Source organism: Chryseobacterium sp. FG46, from assembly GCF_057809135.1.
This window is the reverse complement of record NZ_JBMDJJ010000001.1, coordinates 311190-332684: the sequence shown is the minus strand read 5'-3', so window position 1 is coordinate 332684 and position 21495 is coordinate 311190. Positions and strand designations below refer to the sequence as shown.

At 36.4% G+C, this 21495-nt stretch carries 22 protein-coding genes, 1 tRNA gene and 1 riboswitch; of the genes, 11 read left to right on the top strand and 12 right to left on the bottom strand.

The genetic code is table 11. The features are described 5' to 3' along the window. Positions 1–43: 43 nt before the first annotated feature. Positions 44–229, bottom strand: a riboswitch (cobalamin riboswitch). A gap of 195 nt (positions 230–424) precedes the next feature. Continuing rightward, positions 425–886 carry an Lrp/AsnC family transcriptional regulator gene (locus tag ACODR7_RS01450; protein WP_488836686.1) on the top strand — a complete coding sequence of 154 codons (462 nt, stop codon included), beginning with the start codon at positions 425–427 and terminating at the stop codon, positions 884–886. An 87-nt stretch (positions 887–973) separates the two neighbouring features. Here ACODR7_RS01450 and ACODR7_RS01445 read toward each other — a convergent pair whose 3' ends face one another. The 3 genes from ACODR7_RS01445 to ACODR7_RS01435 form a co-directional block, all read right to left on the bottom strand. After that, entirely contained in the window at positions 974–1516 is a 543-nt protein-coding gene (locus tag ACODR7_RS01445) for a hypothetical protein (RefSeq protein WP_488836684.1), read from the bottom strand. 102 nt (positions 1517–1618) lie between these two features. After that, positions 1619–1987: a VOC family protein gene (locus tag ACODR7_RS01440; protein ID WP_488836682.1), complete on the bottom strand. Its 369-nt coding sequence runs from the start codon at positions 1985–1987 to the stop codon at positions 1619–1621. 51 nt (positions 1988–2038) lie between these two features. Further along, on the bottom strand, positions 2039–2899 hold the full coding sequence (locus ACODR7_RS01435; RefSeq protein ID WP_488836680.1) for an alpha/beta fold hydrolase: 861 nt from the start codon (positions 2897–2899) through the stop codon (positions 2039–2041). Between the two features lie 269 nt (positions 2900–3168). On the opposite strand from ACODR7_RS01435, the gene ACODR7_RS01430 reads away from it, so the two are divergent. Then, complete coding sequence (locus ACODR7_RS01430) at positions 3169–3312, top strand: bacteriocin-like protein (protein WP_002980068.1); 144 nt, start codon at positions 3169–3171, stop codon at positions 3310–3312. Positions 3313–3339: 27 nt separating this feature from the next. Beyond that, on the top strand, positions 3340–3486 hold the full coding sequence (locus ACODR7_RS01425; protein ID WP_410493433.1) for a bacteriocin-like protein: 147 nt from the start codon (positions 3340–3342) through the stop codon (positions 3484–3486). A gap of 118 nt (positions 3487–3604) precedes the next feature. Here the strand turns inward: ACODR7_RS01425 and ACODR7_RS01420 are convergent. Both ACODR7_RS01420 and ACODR7_RS01415 read right to left on the bottom strand, forming a co-directional pair. Beyond that, a tRNA-Ser gene (locus ACODR7_RS01420) sits at positions 3605–3689 on the bottom strand. Between the two features lie 834 nt (positions 3690–4523). Then, positions 4524–6287: a S41 family peptidase gene (locus ACODR7_RS01415; protein ID WP_488836678.1), complete on the bottom strand. Its 1764-nt coding sequence runs from the start codon at positions 6285–6287 to the stop codon at positions 4524–4526. A gap of 440 nt (positions 6288–6727) precedes the next feature. On the opposite strand from ACODR7_RS01415, the gene ACODR7_RS01410 reads away from it, so the two are divergent. Then, positions 6728–7864 carry a tetratricopeptide repeat protein gene (locus ACODR7_RS01410; protein WP_488836676.1) on the top strand — a complete coding sequence of 379 codons (1137 nt, stop codon included), beginning with the start codon at positions 6728–6730 and terminating at the stop codon, positions 7862–7864. A 354-nt stretch (positions 7865–8218) separates the two neighbouring features. Here ACODR7_RS01410 and putP read toward each other — a convergent pair whose 3' ends face one another. The 3 genes from putP to ACODR7_RS01395 all read right to left on the bottom strand — a co-directional run bounded on the left by putP (position 8219) and on the right by ACODR7_RS01395 (position 10230). Beyond that, positions 8219–9715 carry a sodium/proline symporter PutP gene (putP, locus tag ACODR7_RS01405; RefSeq protein WP_488836674.1) on the bottom strand — a complete coding sequence of 499 codons (1497 nt, stop codon included), beginning with the start codon at positions 9713–9715 and terminating at the stop codon, positions 8219–8221. 193 nt (positions 9716–9908) lie between these two features. Then, positions 9909–10064 (bottom strand): hypothetical protein, encoded by a 156-nt coding sequence (locus ACODR7_RS01400; RefSeq protein WP_488836672.1) that lies wholly within the window; start codon positions 10062–10064, stop codon positions 9909–9911. Further along, entirely contained in the window at positions 10051–10230 is a 180-nt protein-coding gene (locus ACODR7_RS01395) for a hypothetical protein (protein ID WP_488836670.1), read from the bottom strand. Before ACODR7_RS01395 ends, ACODR7_RS01400 begins: the two co-directional genes overlap by 14 nt. Positions 10231–10466: 236 nt before the next feature. Here ACODR7_RS01395 and ACODR7_RS01390 point away from each other — a divergent pair, with 236 nt between their 5' ends. The 7 genes from ACODR7_RS01390 (at position 10467) to ACODR7_RS01360 (ending at position 17779) form a co-directional block, all read left to right on the top strand. Next, the gene (locus ACODR7_RS01390; RefSeq protein WP_076594435.1) at positions 10467–11348 is read left to right on the top strand and encodes a cupin-like domain-containing protein; all 882 of its coding nucleotides are present in this window, start codon (positions 10467–10469) and stop codon (positions 11346–11348) included. A 129-nt stretch (positions 11349–11477) separates the two neighbouring features. Then, entirely contained in the window at positions 11478–12191 is a 714-nt protein-coding gene (locus ACODR7_RS01385; RefSeq protein WP_488836668.1) for a hypothetical protein, read from the top strand. A gap of 63 nt (positions 12192–12254) precedes the next feature. After that, positions 12255–12791, top strand: coding sequence for a TetR/AcrR family transcriptional regulator (locus ACODR7_RS01380; RefSeq protein WP_488836667.1), 537 nt, complete (start codon positions 12255–12257; stop codon positions 12789–12791). A gap of 10 nt (positions 12792–12801) precedes the next feature. Next, positions 12802–13335: a Crp/Fnr family transcriptional regulator gene (locus ACODR7_RS01375; protein WP_488836665.1), complete on the top strand. Its 534-nt coding sequence runs from the start codon at positions 12802–12804 to the stop codon at positions 13333–13335. A gap of 67 nt (positions 13336–13402) precedes the next feature. Continuing rightward, positions 13403–13786: a hypothetical protein gene (locus ACODR7_RS01370; RefSeq protein WP_488836663.1), complete on the top strand. Its 384-nt coding sequence runs from the start codon at positions 13403–13405 to the stop codon at positions 13784–13786. A 134-nt stretch (positions 13787–13920) separates the two neighbouring features. Beyond that, positions 13921–16731 (top strand): TonB-dependent receptor, encoded by a 2811-nt coding sequence (locus ACODR7_RS01365; protein WP_488836661.1) that lies wholly within the window; start codon positions 13921–13923, stop codon positions 16729–16731. A gap of 7 nt (positions 16732–16738) precedes the next feature. After that, positions 16739–17779, top strand: coding sequence for a phytase (locus ACODR7_RS01360; RefSeq protein ID WP_488836659.1), 1041 nt, complete (start codon positions 16739–16741; stop codon positions 17777–17779). 344 nt (positions 17780–18123) lie between these two features. On the opposite strand, the gene ACODR7_RS01355 is transcribed toward ACODR7_RS01360, so the two are convergent. The 4 genes from ACODR7_RS01355 to ACODR7_RS01340 form a co-directional block, all read right to left on the bottom strand. Continuing rightward, the gene (locus ACODR7_RS01355) at positions 18124–18846 is read right to left on the bottom strand and encodes a sterol desaturase family protein (RefSeq protein WP_488836657.1); all 723 of its coding nucleotides are present in this window, start codon (positions 18844–18846) and stop codon (positions 18124–18126) included. Between the two features lie 79 nt (positions 18847–18925). Then, the gene (locus ACODR7_RS01350) at positions 18926–19195 is read right to left on the bottom strand and encodes a hypothetical protein (RefSeq protein WP_062670440.1); all 270 of its coding nucleotides are present in this window, start codon (positions 19193–19195) and stop codon (positions 18926–18928) included. A gap of 128 nt (positions 19196–19323) precedes the next feature. After that, a complete protein-coding gene (locus tag ACODR7_RS01345) occupies positions 19324–20664 on the bottom strand; it encodes a S41 family peptidase (RefSeq protein ID WP_488836655.1) in 1341 nt (446 codons plus the stop codon). A 6-nt stretch (positions 20665–20670) separates the two neighbouring features. Continuing rightward, positions 20671–21414 (bottom strand): hypothetical protein, encoded by a 744-nt coding sequence (locus ACODR7_RS01340; RefSeq protein ID WP_488836653.1) that lies wholly within the window; start codon positions 21412–21414, stop codon positions 20671–20673. Positions 21415–21495 lie beyond the last annotated feature (81 nt).

Here is a 21495-nt window from a genome sequence, read left to right as displayed (position 1 = left end):
GATATACCATCTGTATGACCCAAAAGCTTCAGCCCGCGAAAGCATTGTCAATTCAGTAAAGGCAGGTCTCCTGACTTGTAACAGTTTCCGTCATCCTTCCCGTTTTTGGCAGTGGATATGCAAGGACAGAAACTTTTGGCATGTTACTTACAGTTGCGCGACAGCTCGTGATTTGCACACGATTCCCTATTAATCTACCTTAAGTAAAACCTTTCCTGTTTGATGAAGTATCTGCAAAGAACTGTACTTTTACCTTTAACAAAGATTATCAGTAAAAGTTTTTAATTTTGTGTAAAATTAGCAATACCGAATAAAAATACAATTCATAATAAATAATTAAGCAAATTAAACTTTTAAAAATAAAAATAGAAGCATATAATTCTTTACATTTGACTGTTTTAATCATTTAAAAGAATAATATTCTGTGGAACAACTCGATGATAAGGATTTACAGCTGCTCAGGCTGCTCCAGAAAAATGCTAAACTGACTGTTAAGGAACTTGCGAAAGAAGTGAACCTCTCTACCTCTCCGGTTTTTGAAAGGGTAAAAAGGCTTGAACAGGAAGGTTTTGTTAAAAGGTATGCAGCCATTCTTGATGCTGAAAAACTGAACCGCGGTTTTACGGTTTTCTGCCAGATCAAGCTCAAAATTCATGACCGGTCTGTAGGTTATGATTTTGTAAAAGAGATTTTAGAAATTGAAGAAGTTGCCGAATGTTACAATATTTCCGGAGATTTTGATTTCCTTCTGAAAGTTCAGGTAAGAGATATGAAACATTATCAGGATTTTGTATTTAACAAGCTGGGATCTGTAGATTCTATAGGCAGCACTCACAGTACTTTTGTGATGGCTGAGGTAAAAAACAACTATGGATTAACAATATAATTAAATTTATAACTAGGGCTTCATTATAAGAATAAAAAAACCGCCAGATAATGACGGATCTTATGTTGTTTTGAAGCCTCTCATCGGTTAATTAGCTGCCGGATCAATCATTTCTTCTGTAAGTCCTAATGATTTTAAAAGGTTTTTGCTGTCGAAAAATAATGTTGCATAATGTTTTCCTTTTTTAAAAACCAGTTTTGATCCATCTGGAAATTCATTGTCTGCTGCTAATTTTTGTGTTTTGGCATTGTACTTCCTGAACTTCGTTTTACTGTCCTGTAATGTACTTTTATTCAGAACAAGACCAAAAGGAAGTCCCTCAACAATTACAGGTTTATTATCTGAAGCAACAAAAAACATCTCATTCACAGTATTGTTTTTTCCCAAGCTGCAATAAAGTTCCAGCCCTGTTTTAATGGGCCATTTGGCATATTTCTCTTCATTGGCATCTTCATAAAAGATGGCTTTTACATTCAACTCTTTTGAGATTTTATCAGGAGCTTGCGGGAATATAAATTCTGAATTTCTATCCAATAAAGAACCCAAAGCGGCTGTTTTTTGTGAAAATACAGTCACACTTACTACCAGAAAAAATACGGTTACAATAAAATTGAATGGTTTTGTCTGCATGAGAATATTTTAAAATTTTAAGGATTTGATGGTTAAAGGTATTAAAATTTTGGATACAGCCCCATTTTAAGCAATTTTTATACATCGTATTTCTGTTTTTCACTATTTTCTTTCCTGTAAATTGAATACGGTACCGGCAGGATCGGTAATCCAGTGCATATTTTCAGGAAGTTCTTCAATTTCGTCACAGGTTTCCCTACCGTTTGACAGCAGATATTGTGTAGCGGCTTCTACATCGGGTACGGTGAGCTGAAGCCATGTTTCAGAATGGGTGTAATTGTCTACACAATCCAGCCATATAATATTATGTCCAAATTTTACTTCATGCGTTCTGGAAACAGTGGGATTTTGTATTGGTTTTTCCTCAACCTCCAATTTTAAAATATCCCGGTAAAAAGCAACTGTTTTTACGTATTTATTTTTGGGAATTTTTATAGCAATATTAATTCCTGCTTCAAATTTTGTATTCATTTTGTAGATTTTGAACGTTATAAATAGATTTCAATCCTCTAATGGCATTAATTATTTCAAAAAAGCATTCAGATAGTTTAGAATCATTGCCGTCTGCATCATTAGGCTCACGTGGGTTTGCCCCGGAGCAATAGCCAACTGAGATTTTGGCATTGCGCCCATGTCTGCAAAAACGTCACCACCCAATAATTTATAGGTTTTTGTAAGTTCTGTTTTATCCAGGCCATCATTATCACCAGCTATGATTAAAACCGGTACAGGAATTTTAGAAATATTACCATCACCAAGGTCAAAAGGCTGTCCGGCAGAAGCTATCATCTGCTCCAGAAATTTTGTCCATTTTGTTTTATCAGGTGCTACAGCATTGTAGGCGGTATGCATAGGGCTGTTTGTAAAGAGTTCAGGCTTCATTCCTTCAAGGGCTTTATTCACTTCAGGCAGCCAGCCTTGGGTTTTGTAGGTTGATGAAATAATAACCAGTTTGCTCAGTTTTTCCGGACTTTGTATAGCCATCTGATAGGCCACTTCTCCTCCAAAACTGTAGCCTGCAACATCTGCTTTATCAATTTTCAGATAGTCCATTACCTTTGTTACATCACTGGCCAAAGTAGCATGTGATAATTTCCTTTCGGAAAAAGGAGTATGTCCATGTCCCTGTAATTCAAGTGCAATTACTTTTCTGTTTTTAGACAATTCCGGAATCAGCTCCCCCCAATTCATATCGATTGTCATGAAGGCACCATGTAACAATACAAGAGGTTTTCCTTTGCCATAGACTTCATAGTAGACTTTGATGCCATTAACAGGTGCATAACCGCTTTCAGCAGGTTTTATTTTTTGCCCATATACCTGAGAGTTAGCAAGAATAATAATAAAGAACAATACTGCTGAGAATTTGAATAAACTTTTCATAATATCAGATTTAGTGGATGAATGTTAAGTCAAAGTTACCAACCCAATCGGAAAAAGGACTTGTCACAGGACAAGATTTTATGGAAATGAGAAAACTCTTTGGGAAGCCGTTTCAAAGCTTACACAAAAAAAAATAATTTTACTTAACTCTATAAAACAAACATAAAATATACTACAATTAAAAAAATAAAATAAATATTTTTACAATAATTCTACAATAGTTGATAAAATTTTATTAATTTCGAATTAAGCTAAACGTAAAAATTATTATGAAAAATTTAAAGAAAATCGAAAGACAGGAATTGAAAACAATTAAGGGAGGAATTGACTGCAGAGGCGGTCAGCTATGTTTAATTGGTGGTAAGTGGCAATGTATGCCTTACGACGGATGTGGTGGTGGAAACCAGCCTTAATTTTAAGTTTAACACATTTACTTGACTATGAAAAATTCTAAAAAAATTTCAAGAGACCAATTGAAAAGTATTAACGGCGGAGCAGCAACCTGCTCTGAAGCGTGTTGTCCACCCCCGGAAATCAAAAGATGCCCTTGGGTGTATTGTGTAGCGCCATGTGAGATTTTAAGCTAAGAGAAGAGTCTATTCTCAATACTAAGTCCTGTAATTTTGCAAATTGCAGGGCTTTTTATTGCTAGTTACTGCTGTAAAAATAAAAACCCTTAAATCAATTGATTTAAGGGTTTCTTTGCGGAGAGTGAGGGATTCGAACCCCCGGACCTGTTACAGTCAACAGTTTTCAAGACTGCCGCAATCGACCACTCTGCCAACTCTCCTTTAACTCCGGTAATACCGTTGTTTTCAGTGGTGCAAATATAGAAAGTTTTTTATTACTGACAAAATATTTCTTCAATAAAATTCGGATTTCCGGAGTTTTAAAGAGACAGTTCTGTTCTCAACAAAAGAAAACATGAATATTAAGAACTCAACATCAAACATTTAGATTCACGCATGAAACATTTCTAGTTCATTATTTTTTTTAAAATAATTTTATATAGCATCAGTTACGAAGGTCAAAAACATCTTCCTCCCTATTCGGATCATTTACATTAGCATATAATCTCATATTATTACCCGCTAAACCAATTGGATCTCTACTAATAAAAGGCCACTATTGCTATCATAATATCTGAAATGGTTATAATTAAGACCATCCGTTTCTATATCTTCATATTGCCTCAGCTGTCTGAAGGGAATAAATATTTATTTTTAAGTTTTTCAGATTCCCCTAAGTATCATAACCTGTGCTCCAAATCAGCTTCCCTTCTTCATTATAAGCCTATACTGCCCTTCCGATATAACCAGAAATAATACTATAACTCTCTCCTTTTACAATTTTGTCACATGAAACATACGAATTTCGCTCATAGATCCATGTAACTATATTTTTAACAGGTTGTTTACCTAAAAGGATATTTTTTAATTGATTGGGTCTCAGATTTTCTTAAGCCTGAAACTGATCTATTAAAACCATTCAGAATGGATTAAGAAATAAAATATAGTTAAGATTAATCATATTGATTTTTAAGCTTAAAGCGAAGTAACATTACTACTTTCGCATCTTAATACGGCCTGAATGTTTCAAAAAATAAACGTTCAAACAAATTCATTTATTGTTTTCTAAGTTCTGCTACTTTTTTCAGATAAACATCGGTCTGGTCAAGAAATTCCTGATCGGTCTGCTGTATTGTAATGTGAGGAATAATTCCTTGTCCTCTTTTCTGATCAGGAAGATTTTGTGCATCCTGAATAACGTGAACAATAGAAAATCCCGTCTGGATTCCGGTATTGGGAAGCTCATACACCAATGGAAGATGACCATTATGTTCATAGTAGCCTCCTACCGTTTCTTTTCCGATCACAACAGCGTTGGTATAGGATTTAATAAGGGAAGCAAGGTGTGACGCAGCAGAAGCTACTCTTTGATCTACAAGCAGATAAAGCTGCCCTTTAAAAGTTCTTTCATTAGGCATAACGGAAGGATTCTTATCATCTGCCCAATAATATTTCCCCTGAACACTTTTAGGGTAAAGCTGTTTCAGATAGGCATTCAGCCCATGTTTATCCTGAACTCCATTAGAGAGAAAAAGTGGTGTTATAATCAGCTTTTCCTCCAAAGGAACTTCATTGAATCGGGTATAAGCATAGTGACTATCACGGAAAGGTCTTTGTGTAAGATAGGAAAACACTTTTTCATAAAGAGCTCCTGTGCCTCCCGTATTTCCTCTGAGATCAATGATCAGATTCTGTATTTTTTCCTGTTCCAGAGTATCCATCATCTGATCAAGAAAAACACTGAATTTTTTATAGGCAGGGTCTTCTTTTCCGGTGGCAAAATCAAATCCTCTCAAAGATAATCTGTAAATTCCTTCTTCTTTACTGAAACTATATTTTTCAGACATCAGCTTTTTGTCAAAGACAAGCGAATATCTTGATTCCTGAAGTTTCTTAAAATTTTCCAAGGGTATTCCCGCCAGAGAAACTTCTTTTACGGCTTCATTCCATTTATATTGGATCACATAATTTTTATGGTTACCGAATTCCATGTAAAACTTGTCCAGCATTCCTCTTTCAAAACCTGTTGTTTCCTTGTATGGCATGGAATATCCGTCAGAAAAATAGTATTGTGAGAAACGGCTGATCATTTCTTTTGCACGAACTCCGTTGATGGATAGAATTTCGGCCCCAAGAGGTATTGCTGCATCTTTTGAATCCTGAAGCAGACGTCCATCAATATTCTTCAGAGTGATGGGCAAATATTCAGGCTTCTGGGTAAGATAATAGGAAGCATGATTGGGTAAATCTGTGTAATTATGACAGCTTCCTTCAAATCCGGTAAGTTTGGCAATAACTTTATAGAAATCAAAAATATTTTTACTGTTTCTGGCTTCTGCTTCCGCCTGCTGGTAGATGCTGTCTATCTGTTTTTTACTTCTATACACATACAATCCGGAATTTGCTTTTTCCCGGATCAGGCGGAATGTCCTGAGATCTTCCACAAACTGATCGGAACTGAACTTACCATTCAGAACAGGTACATTTTTGGATTCAGCAATAGATATTTTTGCGGTTTTACTTTTTTCAAGATAAGATTTAGCCCAGATCTTCACTTCATATTTTTTTCCTTTTTCAGGAGTAAAATATAAGCGCTCCACACTTTTTATTCCTCTGGAATCATCCTGCTCTTTAAGTTTTTTTCCATTCATGAATAAAGCAATTCCCAGGTTAGCTTCAGACGACTGTACTGATATCCATGATGGTTTGAGAGATTGTGGTGAATATTTCAGGGTATCTCCCGGTTTAAGCTCCAGATGAGTCTGTGCATATGCACTGTTTAAGAACAGCAAAAGAAGGATGATAAGAGGTCTGGTCATTATTATTTTTTTAAATTGGCTAATATACAAATTAACCTTAACCGACTGAACATTCTTTAGCCATTCCCTTTCAGCACTATAGTTTCAGGCCTATTTCCTGTACTTATTTTGCAGAATGTCCATAAATCTGAGGTGTTTTTACATCCGGAAGGTTCAGACAGATATATAATTCTGCTCTGTGATGGATTTCATATTTTATTATGGCTAAAGTCTCATCTGATCATCAATGGTTTCAGTAAATATGGTTATCCCTTCTCTTATTTCCCCATAATAATCAAGGAATGACCGGACAATTTTTATTTCCATATCTCTCGTTTTAGCTTTTTCTGTAAAGTGAATGTAAGAAATCTAATGATATCCGATTTAAGGTTACCCCCCAATATGTGAGTCCATAATTTGGAAGCTTAGTAAATAAGCAATATTTTAGTTAAAAAATAACCATGATGAAAATAGGAATCTGTTTTTGTATTATTATGTCAGCATTTAACAATATCACGGCTCAATCTGCAAAAATTGATACTGAAAAGCTTCTTGAATATTATGAAACACAACGTTATGCTGATGCTGCCCAATATCTTCAGACCATATATTCCGGAGATACACAGGATATAAAGGCTCTTTCACAAATAGCTTATTGTAATATGATGGCCGGAAAACTTCCGGAAGCTGAGAAAAGTTATCTGAAAATAAATACCCTTCAACCCAATAATCTCCCTACTTTATTCAGTTTGGCCAGTATCAATTCCAGACGGGGAAATGCTTCTAATGCCAGGAATTATCTTCAGCAGATCATTCAAATTGACAGTCTTAATTTCAGTGCTTATAAACAGCTTGCTATCTATGCAGAAACGCCTGAATCTAAACTTAATTATCTCAAAAAAGCCAATGCCCTTAATTCTACCGACCCTGATGTGGCTTATGATCTGTCCATTACCTACAGCGGACTCAAACAATATCTGCCTGCTTATGAGGTATTGAAAACAGCCATTGCTGCCGATACTGAAAATTTCACTTTACAGCAGGCTCTGCTACCAGTTGCCAATCAGTTAACCAAATATCCGGAAGTAATTGAAATCGGTGAAAAGCTCCTGAAAAATCATGCTGATGTTAATGTAATGAACGATATGGGACAGGCTTATTTTTACGTAAAAAATTATCAGAAATGTATTATGCTTTACAAAATGCTGGAAGATACGGGAGTACAAAATGAAGGCACATTATATTTTATGGCACTGAGCTATCGTGAACTGAAAGATTATAACAATGCTGCAATCTATGCGCAAAAGACTATTGATGAAGCTATTTCAGACCATACCAATCTTTACTATGCTGCGCTGGCAGGTATTTATGAAGCTAAAAACCAGTATAATGATGCTTTAACCGCTTATAAAAAAGGATTGACTTTTGGGGTCAGCAATATTATTTATTACCGTTTAGGACTTCTGTATGATCTCAACCTGAAACAGCCTAAGAATGCAGCAATATACTATCAGATGTACCTCAAAAATAATCCTGACCAGGAAAAGGAAAAAGACCAGATCGCCTATGCAAAAGGAAGAATGCTTGTCCTAAAATAATACAAAAAAAATGGAGGAGGTATTTTTGTGACGGGAAGTCATCTTATACCCATGGCCTGGGAATTGATTCACTCCGGTGGATCCCTGATCAGTAATGTGAATATAGCTTCAGATTCTTCAGAATTCATCAACAAAAGCAAAATGCACTAAAATCTATTGATAATGAATTATTTTCTGAATTCACCCATCCATTTCAACCACCTTTTCCTCCTTGTTTTTTGAGGTTATAATGGTATAAAAGTAAGTATACAAAAGCTAAATTATCATATAAAAATATAAATAACCCCAGAAAAACGAAAACCCTTGCCGTTTGGTAAGGGTATATCATTGTTAAATCGTTGCAAAGTTTCTATATTACTCCTGCATAATCTTTTGAACTTCATTAAACTCTTTTTCAATCACAGCATCTGGCTTATAAGTGAATAAAGAAACGATCACATTGGTTAATAAAGAAAGTGTAAACCCGGGAATGATTTCGTACCAGTCTTTCAGTGGATGCTGAAGATAGACCCAGGCTAATACGGTAATTCCTCCTACCATCATTCCGGCAAAGCCTCCCTGCCATGTCGCTTTTTTCCATAAAAGAGACAGCAGAATCAGCGGTCCGAATGCAGAACCAAAGCCAGCCCATGCATTTCCCACGAGATTAAGAATACTATCCTTAGGGTTGAGGGATAAAAGTACCGCAATAACCGCTACAAGTAAAACAGAAAGCCTGCTTGCCATTAATAATTGCCCGGAAGTTGCTTTTTTATTAAGAAAAGCTTTGTAAATATCTTCTGTTAATGAGCTTGAGGTCACCAATAACTGAGAAGAAATAGTACTCATTACCGCTGCAAGAATTGCCGTAAGTAAAAATCCTGCAATAAACGGATGGAATAATATACGGGAGAAATAAATGAAAATAGTTTCTGCTTCCGTCTTTGATCCGTCAAATTTCAACATCATATTCATGTCGAACTTTTGCAGATAAGCGATTCCTACCAATCCTATGGCCAAGGCTCCGGCAACAGTAAAGATCATCCATGTAATTCCTATACGTCTTGCTTTGATCAGATCTTTTGGTTTATCAATGGCCATAAAACGTACCAGAATATGGGGCTGACCACAGTATCCTAATCCCCATGCCAATAAAGAAACAATACTTACGGTTGTTGTTCCTCTGAACAAATCCAGATATTTTGTATTTTTTGCTTCAATCAGAGAGAATGTCTCTCCCACGCTTCCGATTTGGGTAATCGCTACAATCGGAACAATCACCAATGCCAGTACCATGATGGTGCCTTGTACAAAATCAGTAAGACTTACTGCCAGAAATCCGCCTAGAAATGTATACAGTACTACGACCAGACTTGTCAGGAGTAGGCCTGCCGTATAATCCATTCCGAAAGCGGATTCGAATAGTTTTCCTCCGGATACCATTCCTGCAGAAGTGTACAGGGTAAAAAATACCAGAATGAAAACAGACGACGTGATCTTCAGAAGCTGATTTTTATTTTTAAATCTGTTTTCAAAAAATACAGGTAACGTAATGGCATTCTGTGCCACCTCCGTATAAATTCTGAGCCTTGGTGCTACAATAATATAATTGAGATAAGCACCAATAGTTAACCCTATCGCAATCCAGGAGCTTGAAATTCCGGACAGATACATTGCTCCCGGAACTCCCATTAAAAGCCAGCCGCTCATATCAGCCGCTCCCGCAGACAATGCTGTTACGGCAGCTCCCATTTTTCGGCCGCCAATTAAAAATTCTTCTGAATTACTTGTTGATTTTCTATAAGAATATATGCCTATACCTATCATTAGTAACAGATACAACCCCACAGAAATCCCTTCATATACTTGCATATCATTATTTTTACGAAGCCGAATATACTTTTTTTTTGAAAAAGAGCGAATTTTCTTCTATCACTAAAATCTCATGAAAAGTCTAAAAAAATCAGAAAATCAATAAAACTTTAAGACATTAAAAACAATAAAACCAAGGATAAACGGAATTCATTCTCACATCCCAATTGTTAAATATCCACTTGCGAAAAAACTACTTATTGCCGGTTTTAAACTTGATAAGAAGGTTCTCATCTTTCAGAAGATACCCTTCTTTAGAAATAAAGCCTTTATTGGTAAGTATAAACTCATACCCTTTATTGGGTTTAAGATCTACTAATACCAGCAAAGTTTTATTATTGTTTTCCATCCCTGCTATTCATAAGATCCAGCTTTCCGGAGTAATCATTTGTTTTTTGAATGCTGTCATAAGCCACCCAAAAGTTATCAATATCTGAAGTAAAAATCCTGGTTGAATTCTGTGAAAAAGCAATGCCAAATACAAGTGAAAAAATAATAGTAGTAAAACGTTTCATGGTTATTTTTAATACAATAATTATACATACAATTATTGTATTTCACAACTATCCTTTACCGTATAAACACTATAGATTTTAAAAGAACAGAAGGCAAAATCATATCATAATAACTCCAAAAAAAGCAAAGTCAAAACAGGTGTTTTATTATTTATTTATATTAATTCCAAATAATTTTAATTCTTTCCATTTTATTGTCGCAAATATTTAATACTTTAGCTTAATAATTTGAACGAATGGGAATAATCCTTAAACCAATTGATATTGTAGATGACATTTCACAAGAAGATTTCCGTGAAAAATATCTAAAGCCATGTAAGCCAGTGGTAATCAGAAATATGGCAAGAAAGTGGCCCGCCTATCAAAAATGGACGATGGATTACATGAAGGAAGTAGTAGGCGACGTTGAAGTTCCCCTTTATGACAGTGCCAAAGCAGATCCTGCCGCTCCTATCAATACTCCGACTACGAAAATGCCCTTCCGTGATTATGTGGACCTTATTCAGAGAGAGCCTACTGATCTGAGAATTTTCTTCTTTGATCCTATAAAATTTGCTCCCAAACTGTTGGACGACTATGTTCCGCCAAAGAACCTTATGGGCGGATTTTTAGATAAATATCCAAGTATGTTTTTCGGAGGTAAAGGTTCTGTGACTTTCCTTCATTACGATATCGACATGCCGCATATTTTCCACACTCACTTCAATGGAAGAAAACATGTCCTTCTGTTTGAATACAAATGGAAAACACGTCTGTATAAGCTTCCTTATGCCACCTATGCACTGGAAGATTATGATATTTCCAATCCTGATTTTGAAAAATTTCCGGCATTGGATGGTATAGAAGGAATTGAGTGTTTCCTGGAGCACGGAGATACATTATTCATGCCTACAGGTTGGTGGCACTGGATGAAATATCTGGATGGATCTTTTTCTATTTCACTGCGTGCATGGGATAAAAGCTGGGCTGTAAAAGCACATTCTCTTTGGAATCTTGCCGTTCAGCGTAATTTTGATAATTTTATGAAAGGCCGATACAAAAAAAGGTATATGGACTGGAAGGAAAGAAAGGCCGTAGAAAAGGCCCATATTGCTTTAAAAAAAGGGCTTCCGAAATAGTGATACGCTTTTAAGATAATAAATGAGTGGATGATTTAACGTGAGTCATCCACTTTTTTATTATCTTTTAAAATGCAATTCAAAAAATAATTAAATTGCAAAACGTTCCCTTAATGCAAATACACATATATGTTTGAAAAATTAATCGATAGCTTTGAGAAGTTGTGCCTGCAGATTATTATTGAAATATTGCTGGTTCCCGTAACCATCATCAAATTGTTTCAGGATCCCCGTCGCTGCTATGATTTGTCTGTTCACGAGATGGAAAAAGAAGAGACTGAACGTTTTCACGACTTCCTCTCTCCTATCAAACTTTCTGTTTATACCTCTGTGATTGTTTCCGTACTTTTAATGGATTATGGTGGTCAGCACAATATTATTTCCAAAATCAAAGGGCTAAGCATGGTAGAAAAAGCGCTCTTTATATTTTTGATGAATAATATTACTGCGGTAGTATTCACTGTTGCTATATTATGGTATAAAAAAGAGAAAGTGAATACAGTCACCTTCAGAACGTTATTATTTTCTTTTATTTATACAACGGTGTATACATCTACCCCTCTTTTTATATTAATCAGCTCGGCTATGTTTCTGGGACAAACTATGAATGTAGATGCTTATGTGGAAAACCTGGGTAAGATAAAAAACCATGGAACAAGAGATAATATATTTTTTACGGCTTTTCTGGTTTTTATCATCATTTCAATTATTGGGATTTTCAAGCTTTTCAAAGCTTTACACTATATCCTCAAGAATAATTTCAGCTACCATCCTTATATTCTATGGTTTTTTACAGTACTTTTCTTCATTATTCAGCTTTATTATACCATGGTATTTATTTAAAATTAATGTTTTTTTTCAAACATACCAGTCTGTTTATTTCTACATTTGTAAAAAGTTTATATCATGCCCAAACCTCGCGAAAGAATAGTAAGCACTGCTATGGTGCTCTTCCATAGACAAGGTTACAACAATACGGGGATTAATCAAATTATTGACGAAGCTGATGTATCCAAGGCCAGTTTCTACCAGTATTTTAAATCTAAAGATGAACTTTGCATTGAATTTCTTAATAAGAGATATGATTACTGGGTGTCTGAACTTGAAAAATTTACATCGGAAGCAGAAACACTGCAGGAAAAATTCCAAAAGTCCTTTGATTTCCTGATTTACATGAATGAAAGAGAAGATTTCAGAGGGTGCAGCTTTCTGAATATTCTGTCGGAAATTCCTGCAGATAAGGACGAAATTCACAAGGTAATCCGTCATCATAAAAATAAGCTGAGAGAATGCTTCAATGAAGACATTCAAAACGATATGGTTTCAGCACACATCTATCTTCTTTTTGAAAGTTCCATCCTTACCAGCCAGCTTTACAGATCAAATGAATTGATAGAAAAATCTAAAATAATTGTACAGGATTTACTGAACGTCTCCCATTAATCCTTCAGATATGCACATTCCGGATCTTCACTTTTTCTTGAAAACTGACCTTCATTTATTGGCAGAGGTTACTTATCCTGCTAAAACAATCCTGCTTGAAGAAGGAAAAGTTTCAGAAAAAATGTTCCTGGTAAAAAACGGAGCGTTAAGAGTATTTTTCTATCAGGACGAAAAAGAACTTACCCTGGAATTTATAACAGAAAACCAGGCTGTTTCATCTTTTGACAGCTTCCTGAATGGTATTCCCAGCGATTTTGTGATTGAAGCTCTGGAATCAACTACCGTTTACGAATTACACACTGAAACCTTTCACAGGCTCATGGAAAATCAGGAATTCCAACATACTTTTCAGCCGCTTTTTTACCAACGTTTCAGTGAAATCAATAAACGGCTGATCTCTTTTATCAGAGATTCTCCTCAGGAAAGGTATCAACAGCTTCTCAAAAACAGACCGGAGCTTCTTCTGCGCTTTCCACAACATTATATTGCCTCTTATCTTGGCATTACAAGTGTTTCATTAAGCAGAATACGAAACCGCAGGTAATTTCTTTACAATTGTTATCGTTCAGTCATTCATCTGTAAGGTAATTTTGCTTCAAAACAATAAAGTTATGAAACATTTTATCCGGCAGGTATTTAAAGAAGTATTAGAAAACCCTGTATTTGACGAATTATTAATTGAAAAATATTTTTCAAAGGAATACATTCAGCTTGTAGACCATTCTCAACTGAACTATGAAGAATTTGTTCTGCACATCAAAAAACTCAAAGAAAAAGTAACTGAACAAAAACTCGAGATCATTAACTATGCGGAAAACGGTACTGTCATATTTACCAAACACATCGCAAAATCCACACTAAAAGACGGAAGTAAGGTGGTACATAAAGTATTGGCGGAATTTACCATCCAAAATCATCAGATTATACGATGTGATGAACTGACTTTGCTTGTAGAAGGAAATCATACTGAAAAGAATTTAGGATCCGAAAGGTAAATGACAGTTCTATACTACCCTTCAATATTGCGTTTCTATATTAACAATTCTTAAGAAAACCTTAATTTTCTCTTTAACACCTTTTCCAAACAGACGTTTAATTTTGTTGTGATTTTTATCTAAAAATAAGAAAAGTGAGAAAAATTTTTACATCTGTTTTATTTTGTGCCTCTGTTTTTTTCTATGCACAAACCGGTTCTTTGTCCGGAAACATCAATGACGACTCAAAAATTGCTCTGCCCGGAGCCAGAATTTCTCTAAGTCCGGGAAATATATATACTGCCTCGGATGAACATGGAAACTTTGTATTCCTGAATGTTCCTCCGGGAAATTATACCATGAAAATTGACTACCTTGGTTATGGTGTGCATGAATATGCTGTAACGGTAGAACCCGAAAAAAATACCCGCCAGAATATTATTTTTGATAAGAAAGAAACATCAATTGCTGCCATTGTCGTTTCGGGAGCTACTCTGAAAAATCAGGCAAGAGCTTTAAACAAGCAAAGAAATAACGCCAATATAACCAATGTGATTTCTTCCGATCAGATCGGACGTTTTCCTGATGCCAATATTGGGGATGCCTTGAAGCGTGTTCCGGGAATCACCATACAGAATGATCAGGGTGAAGCCAGAAATCTTATCATCAGAGGACTAGCGCCCAATCTTAATTCAGTTACCCTGAATGGAGATAGGATTCCGTCCGCTGAGGGAGACAACCGTAATGTCCAGATGGACCTGATTCCGTCCGACATGATTTCCACCATAGAAGTTAATAAGACTTTAACTCCGGATATGGATGCCGATGCCATCGGAGGTTCTGTAAATCTTATTACCAGAGCTTCCCCGAACGGACAAAGAATCTCTGCCACCGTTGCCGGAGGATACAATCCCATCCGTGAAAAAGGAAATTATACCGCCGGTTTTGTCTATGGAAACCGATTTTTAAATAAAAAATTGGGTGCAGTATTCAGCTTTTCTTATAATAACAATAATTTCGGTTCAGACAATATAGAACCTGTATGGAGCCAGGCCAATGACCTTGCCCAGACGGTTTATGTAAGCAAGATGGGAGTACGTTACTATAATGAACACCGTATCAGGCATAGTTTTGATCTTAATATGGATTACGAATTCAATTCCAAAAATAAGATCTACGCTTCTGCAATGTACAACTTCAGGAATGATAAGGAAACCAGACTTGCATTGGGATATAAAATAAAACCTGTTTACAATGCCGATGAAACTGAGATTACAGACTGGAAAGGTAGTATCACAAGACAGAACAAAGGAGGTGATGCCGATAATAACAACACCCGCCTGGAAAAACAGAAAGTTCAGAACTATGCCTTGAGAGGAGAACATTTATTAGGTTCTAAAGTGGATCTGGATTGGTCTGTAAACTATGCAATAGCAAGTGAAGATAAGCCTCATCAACGTTATATCGAGTTTGAAAACAGTAAAATGAGCTTCGCTCCAGACCTTAGCAATCCTGAAAAACCTATGTTCAATCTTCTGGCAGCAGATAATCTGGGCAGCTATAAGTTAAGTGATCTTTCGGATGCCAATAACTTTACCCAGGAAAAAGAACTGGGAGCAAAAGTGAATGTACGTTTTCCTTTTTCTGTAATTGATGGTCAGAAAGGACGTCTTCGTACCGGCTTCCGCATGCGCTTGAAGAAAAAGGAAAGAGAGAATGATTTCTATGCTTTTACTCCGGTCAACAGTATGGGAAGTCTCTTATCCGTACCCACCATAAATCTTAACGGGGAGAACTTCCAGCCAGGAAATTATGTTCCGGGAATATTCGTTGATCCTGCTTTCCTTGGAGGGTTGGATTTATTCAATCCTAATTTATTTAATAGCAAGCTGAAACCTGAAAAATATCTTTCCGGCAATTACAATGCAAAGGAGCAGATCTATGCAGGTTATATCCGTTGGGATCAGGATTTCAATGATAAATTATCCATGATTGTGGGAGCGCGTGTTGAAACCACCCAGATTGATTACACCGGAAATTATGTAATGAATGAAAAGGATCTTGTAGGACAAATTAACAACACCAATACTTACACAAATATTCTTCCAAATATTTCCTTCAAATATGTTCCGATGCAGGATCTTGTGCTTCGTGCAGCATTTACTACAGCTCTTGCCCGCCCGAATTATTATTCTTTGGTTCCTTATCTGAATGTTATTTCAGAAGATGAGATTGTTGCAGCCGGAAATCCGAATCTGAAAGCGACGTATGCCTACAATTTTGATTTCATGGCTGAAAAATATTTCAAATCTGTAGGGATTCTTTCCGGAGGAGTTTTCTATAAAAACCTGAACAACTTTATTTATACGTATTCGAAAAGGAATTATACGGCCAACGACTTCGCGAATGATTTTGCAGGACAGACCAACCCGATTCCTGCCGGAGAAAGCAACTGGAAATTTACCCAGCAGCGTAATGGGGACAATGTAGATATTTATGGTTTTGAAGTTGCTTTACAAAGACAGCTTGATTTTATTCCGGGAGCTTTCTGGAAGGGACTTGGAGTCTATGTGAACTATACGTACACCCAATCTAAAGCAAAAGGAATCACCAATGAAGAAGGCATTGAAAGAACGGATGTAGGGTTTCCCGGAGCGGCTCCTCATATGTTCAACGGATCTCTTTCATGGGAGAACAAACGGTTCTCGGCCAGAGTTTCTATGAACTATGCCTCTCATTATATTGACGAACTTGGTGGCAAGGCGTTTGATGACCGTTATTACGACAAACAGTTTTTCCTTGATGCCAATGCTTCCTACAAGGTTACAAGCCAGCTCAGAGTTTTTGCAGAAGCCAATAATCTGACCAATCAGCCGTTAAGATACTATCAGGGAATCCAAAGCAGAACCGCTCAGGCTGAATATTACAGACCGAGGTTTACGATGGGAGTGAAATTTGATTTTTAAAATACGAATGAAAAACATACAATATATACTGGCTCTTTCAGTTCTTCCTTTAGTGATCAGCTGTACAGGGCAGAAAGAAGTAACAGAAAAATTAAAACCTGCTGTCATTACGGAAACAGTGGTTCATGACACGGATGATCCTGCCATATGGATCAATCCTCAGGATGCTTCAAAAAGTATCATCATCGGAACAGATAAAGATACGGATGGAGGCTTATATGCCTTCGATCTCAACGGGAAAATCATCAACAAGGTTTCAGGATTAAAACGTCCCAACAACGTTGATCTTGAATATGGTTTTATTTTAAATGGAAAGAAAACAGATATTGCAGCGGTAACAGAAAGGGAAACCAACAAAGTAAAATTATACTCGCTTCCTGAACTGAAAGAAGTGGGGGAAATCTCTGTATTTGACGGAGAAACAGAACGTGGCCCAATGGGAATTTCAATGTATAAAAATCCGGACACAGGAGAAACATTTGTGATTGTGGGAAGAAAATCTGGTCCTGCTGACGGCTATTTGTGGCAATATAAGCTTTCTGAAAAAAACGGTTCCATCACCGGAGATGTTGTTCGCAAATTTGGAAAATACAGCGGTCTGAAAGAGATTGAAAGCATTGCTGTAGATGATGAAATGGGCTATATTTATTATTCTGATGAACAGTTCGGGGTTCACAAATATTATGCAGATCCGGGTAAAGGCAATGAAGAATTAGCTGTTTTCGGAAAAGGCGATTTTAAATCTGATGTGGAAGGAATTTCCATTTATCCGACCTCTAAAGGAAAAGGATATATTCTGGTCTCGAACCAGCAGAATGATATCTTCAATGTGTATTTAAGAGAAGATCAGTCCAAAGGAAGAATTGCAGAAATCCCTGTTTCTACGCTGGAAAGTGATGGTTCTGAAGTGACACATATTAACTTAGGTCCGAAATTTCCTAAAGGCGTTTTTGTTGCGATGAGCAATGGCAGAATATTTCACTTTTATGATTGGAGAATGGTTGAAAAATCCATAAAATCAGCCCTAAAAAACGGTAATAAAAAATAATCTTTAAGTCATTAAGGCTGATAAGGTTTTAAGAGTATTAAGTTGAACTGTATTGTCATTGCAAACCGTAGGTGAAGCAATCTCATGAGTGAAGTTCAACTTAATACTTTTCATTCTTTCATTGTTCTTAATGGTTTATAATTTTAATGTTTTTCAGCACAAAGCTTATTTTAAATTTCGTAATATTTTAAGAAAGCAAAGAAAGAGTTGATTTGCTATCAACCGATGAAGCGTAATTCCTATCCATGAACTTTTCAAGCAGCTTGCTGCAAAACTTTGCGTGAAAATAATTGTATTTTCATCACGCTTCAACAACTTCCCTCTTCCAGCCTCCATGTTCCCTCCTACTTATACGTCCCAAAAATTCTATCCCAGACAGAAGTATAAAATCCGAAATTTTTACCTTCATCCAGATGATGCTGATTGTGAAACCTCGTTGTTCCCACAAAAAAGAAATCAAAAGAAGCTGGAAAAAATTCTCTGTTCAGGTGCCCGATAGTTCCCCAGATGAGATTAAGCAAAAGATATATTGAAATCGAAATCACAGAAAAATCATATCCTACGAATAAAACCAGCAACATTAGTCCGAATCCTATCGTTTCAAAAGGATGAAGAACAAAAAGGCTCAAAAAATTGGTACTGACATGTTCATGATGTTTTTCATGCAAAACTTTGTAGATAAAAGGTAAATGTGCTGCAAAATGAAAGAAAAACATCAGAAGATCCATTAAGAGAAGTAGCGCAGCAACTTCCATAATTATTCCCATGAAGGACTCTGTCTGCCCCAGCACTATCCATCCGTTTTTCCATAAAAAAGTTCCGAGTAACATGACAAAGCTGTTGCATAATATGGTAAGCAGACTAAGATAAAAATCGGATCTTGTAACAGGATGATTTTTTTCCTGTAACTGACTTTTCCGGCAGGTCTTTTCGATAAAAACATACAAACCTATGGAAAACAGGTAAAGGAGAATATTAGCCATCAGACTGAATATGATCCATTCCGGCCATGAAAACTGCCAAAATATCTGTAAATAACCGGAAAGTTCTGCCTGGGTAAAATTCATAAGTCCTTCATCCTTCTGCTTGATGTTATAAAGGTATGAATTTCACCGTAAAATCAACCGATAAAGTACATTCCTGATCTTATTTCTGTCTTGCTTTTCTTCTGAGCTCCCGCAGTCTTGACGTGAGTTTTTTTCTCAAATCGTTATGATAGGCGCGGTAATTTTTAATGCTGTTTTCAAGATTTTTTTTGTTAAGCAGATATTCTTCATACAGATGACCCAGCTCTGAAATCTGTGTAATCACCTCCGAAGGCTGGCTTTCAGGATCTTCCGCTGCTTCTATCAGCAGACGGTAATATTCAATACGGCTGGTCAGGTTCATGTGAAGTTTTGGTTCTATTCCCTGCATGATTTTATGATTTTATTGTGTTTCTGAATAGGTAAAAGGGCAAAAAAATTTTATACTTTTACTATTCGATATATTATTTTACTTTTGAGTTTGTTTAAACTTTTCTTTATTTGCCTTTTCTGTCCGCATTATTGCTGCATCATAACCGGAGGCACATCACTCTGAAATAAAATTTTGATATTCCCATCCTTTTCGTGAGCTGGCAATTTGAAATACCCTCCGTTCAAAGCAGAAGAGATAAGGGTTTCCTCTGGATCTCCCAAAGGTAATAATGGCAGACCTGCAAATTCATTGACATTGATCTGCGGGGAAATTCCATTGCTGTATTCTCCCGCTCCACTGGCATTAAATACTTTATAAATCACCGGATGAATCTGCCAGGAAATTTTTCTGGGTTTACGCTTGTCTTCCACTACAAATCCTGCCATATCTTTCCCCAGTGTAGTTTCTCCTATTTGAATCACCTGCATATATGGTTTCAGATTGTTCACCACAATTTCGGCTGCAGAGGCTGTACTGCTCGATGTGAGGATGAATACTTTCTGTAATCCTAATGCATTGGCGCGTAAGGTTGCAAAGTCCAAAGCTTTGGGATCATAAGTAATCTGTTGGGCAAATGTTCTTTTTACTTCGCCTCCGTTTTTATTTCCTTTAAAAATGATGAATGGTGAGCCGGAGGATAATCCTGAAGGAATAAGTGAGCACAGTGCTGCGACAGAGGATACTGAACCTCCGTAATTGTATCGGAGATCCAGAATTAATTCCTTCACTCCGGCGGCTTTCAATTCCCCAAACTTTTGGTACAAAGTCTGCGTCATTCCGTCCGGAAAATCATAGATGTACAGATAGCCCACTTTTTTACCGTTTTTTTCAAAAATTTTAGATAAAACAGGTTGTTCAAAAGAGAAACCATAGTAAACAGTGATGGTTTTTTCCTCCGTAATGCCTCCGTTTTGCCACTTTCCAACGGTAAGTTCTACAACGGTCTTATCTTTAATGGATGAAGCCATTGCTTCAGCATTCGCGGCAGTCATTGCTTTTCCATTCACTTTAGTAATGATCATTCCTCTTTCCAGACCGGAATTAAAAGCCGGAGAATTTTGAAGCACCAGCTTTATTACAGTAACCACTTCATTATTGGCAAGCTGAACAACCGTGTAATCAAAACCGTACATATTCCTTATAGAGCGTGGATAGGAAGAAGAATCTTCAGTATTTACCATGAAAGAAAACCGGTCGCCTGAGGACAGCAGACTTTTGAAAAAATCTTTTACGGGAAGCTTATAATCCGGCTTTGCAGGCATCTGATCTGCCCAGTAATAGTATCTTTTCATACTGTCCTGAACCCATAGATTCACAGATTCTGTACTTCCTTCAGGAAAAACAGGTACGCTTTCTTCATTATTATTCGTACACGAAATGAGAAAGACAGCAATAGCAATACATTGAAGTTTTAAAAAGTTTTTCATACGTGATTACAGATATTCTACTATATCGATATCTCCTTTTACCACCCATTCTCCATTTTCCATTTTTTCCTGAAGAACAATCATATTGGCACCTGTGTGTTGTTTTATTTTCACCTGAATCATTTTAGATCCTGCGTAAGGCTCTGTAGTTCCCGGCTTGTATAACTCAAGGTATACCGGAGCTGTTGAACTGAAAAAACTATATATTTTCACTGCAGTAAAATTGTCTTTCCCAATGCTCTCAAAATCACCAAGTACTACTCCATTTTCTCTTTTCAGAACGCCTTTCACATCTTTCAGTGAGGTTCCGGAAAATTCGCCAAGATTGGGGAAAATAAATTCAAAACCTACTTTCCCGAAGTTCACCTGCGGTTTTACAGCATAGGTCTGCAGATAAATTCCGGGAAGATTAAAGAAGTACAGGTCTTTATAATCATTTATATTGTCATATGTAATATTGTATTTTGCAATTTCAGTACCTGTTTCATTGTTATAGACAGATAGTTTATTGGTTTCTCCCTGATCCAGAACAAACTGAAGCTGGGTTTCAATTTTGTTGGTATAAGACGTTTTACCGTCAATAGATACAGGTTGTCCGTTGAACCTCAGCTGAAGAGCATCTGGTTTGGAAAATCCTTTGATATTAACCTCTCCGGGTTTCTGTACTTTATCATACAACTCCATTGTATTGTTGTCTGTACATGAAAAAAGTATGGTGAAAAATAGTAGCAATGCGAAGATTTTATTCATCTTTCTTTAATTATTTCATTGTAAAACTTAAAAATATTGCCCAACCCGTGAGCCGGGCAATATATAATTATAAAAAAACTA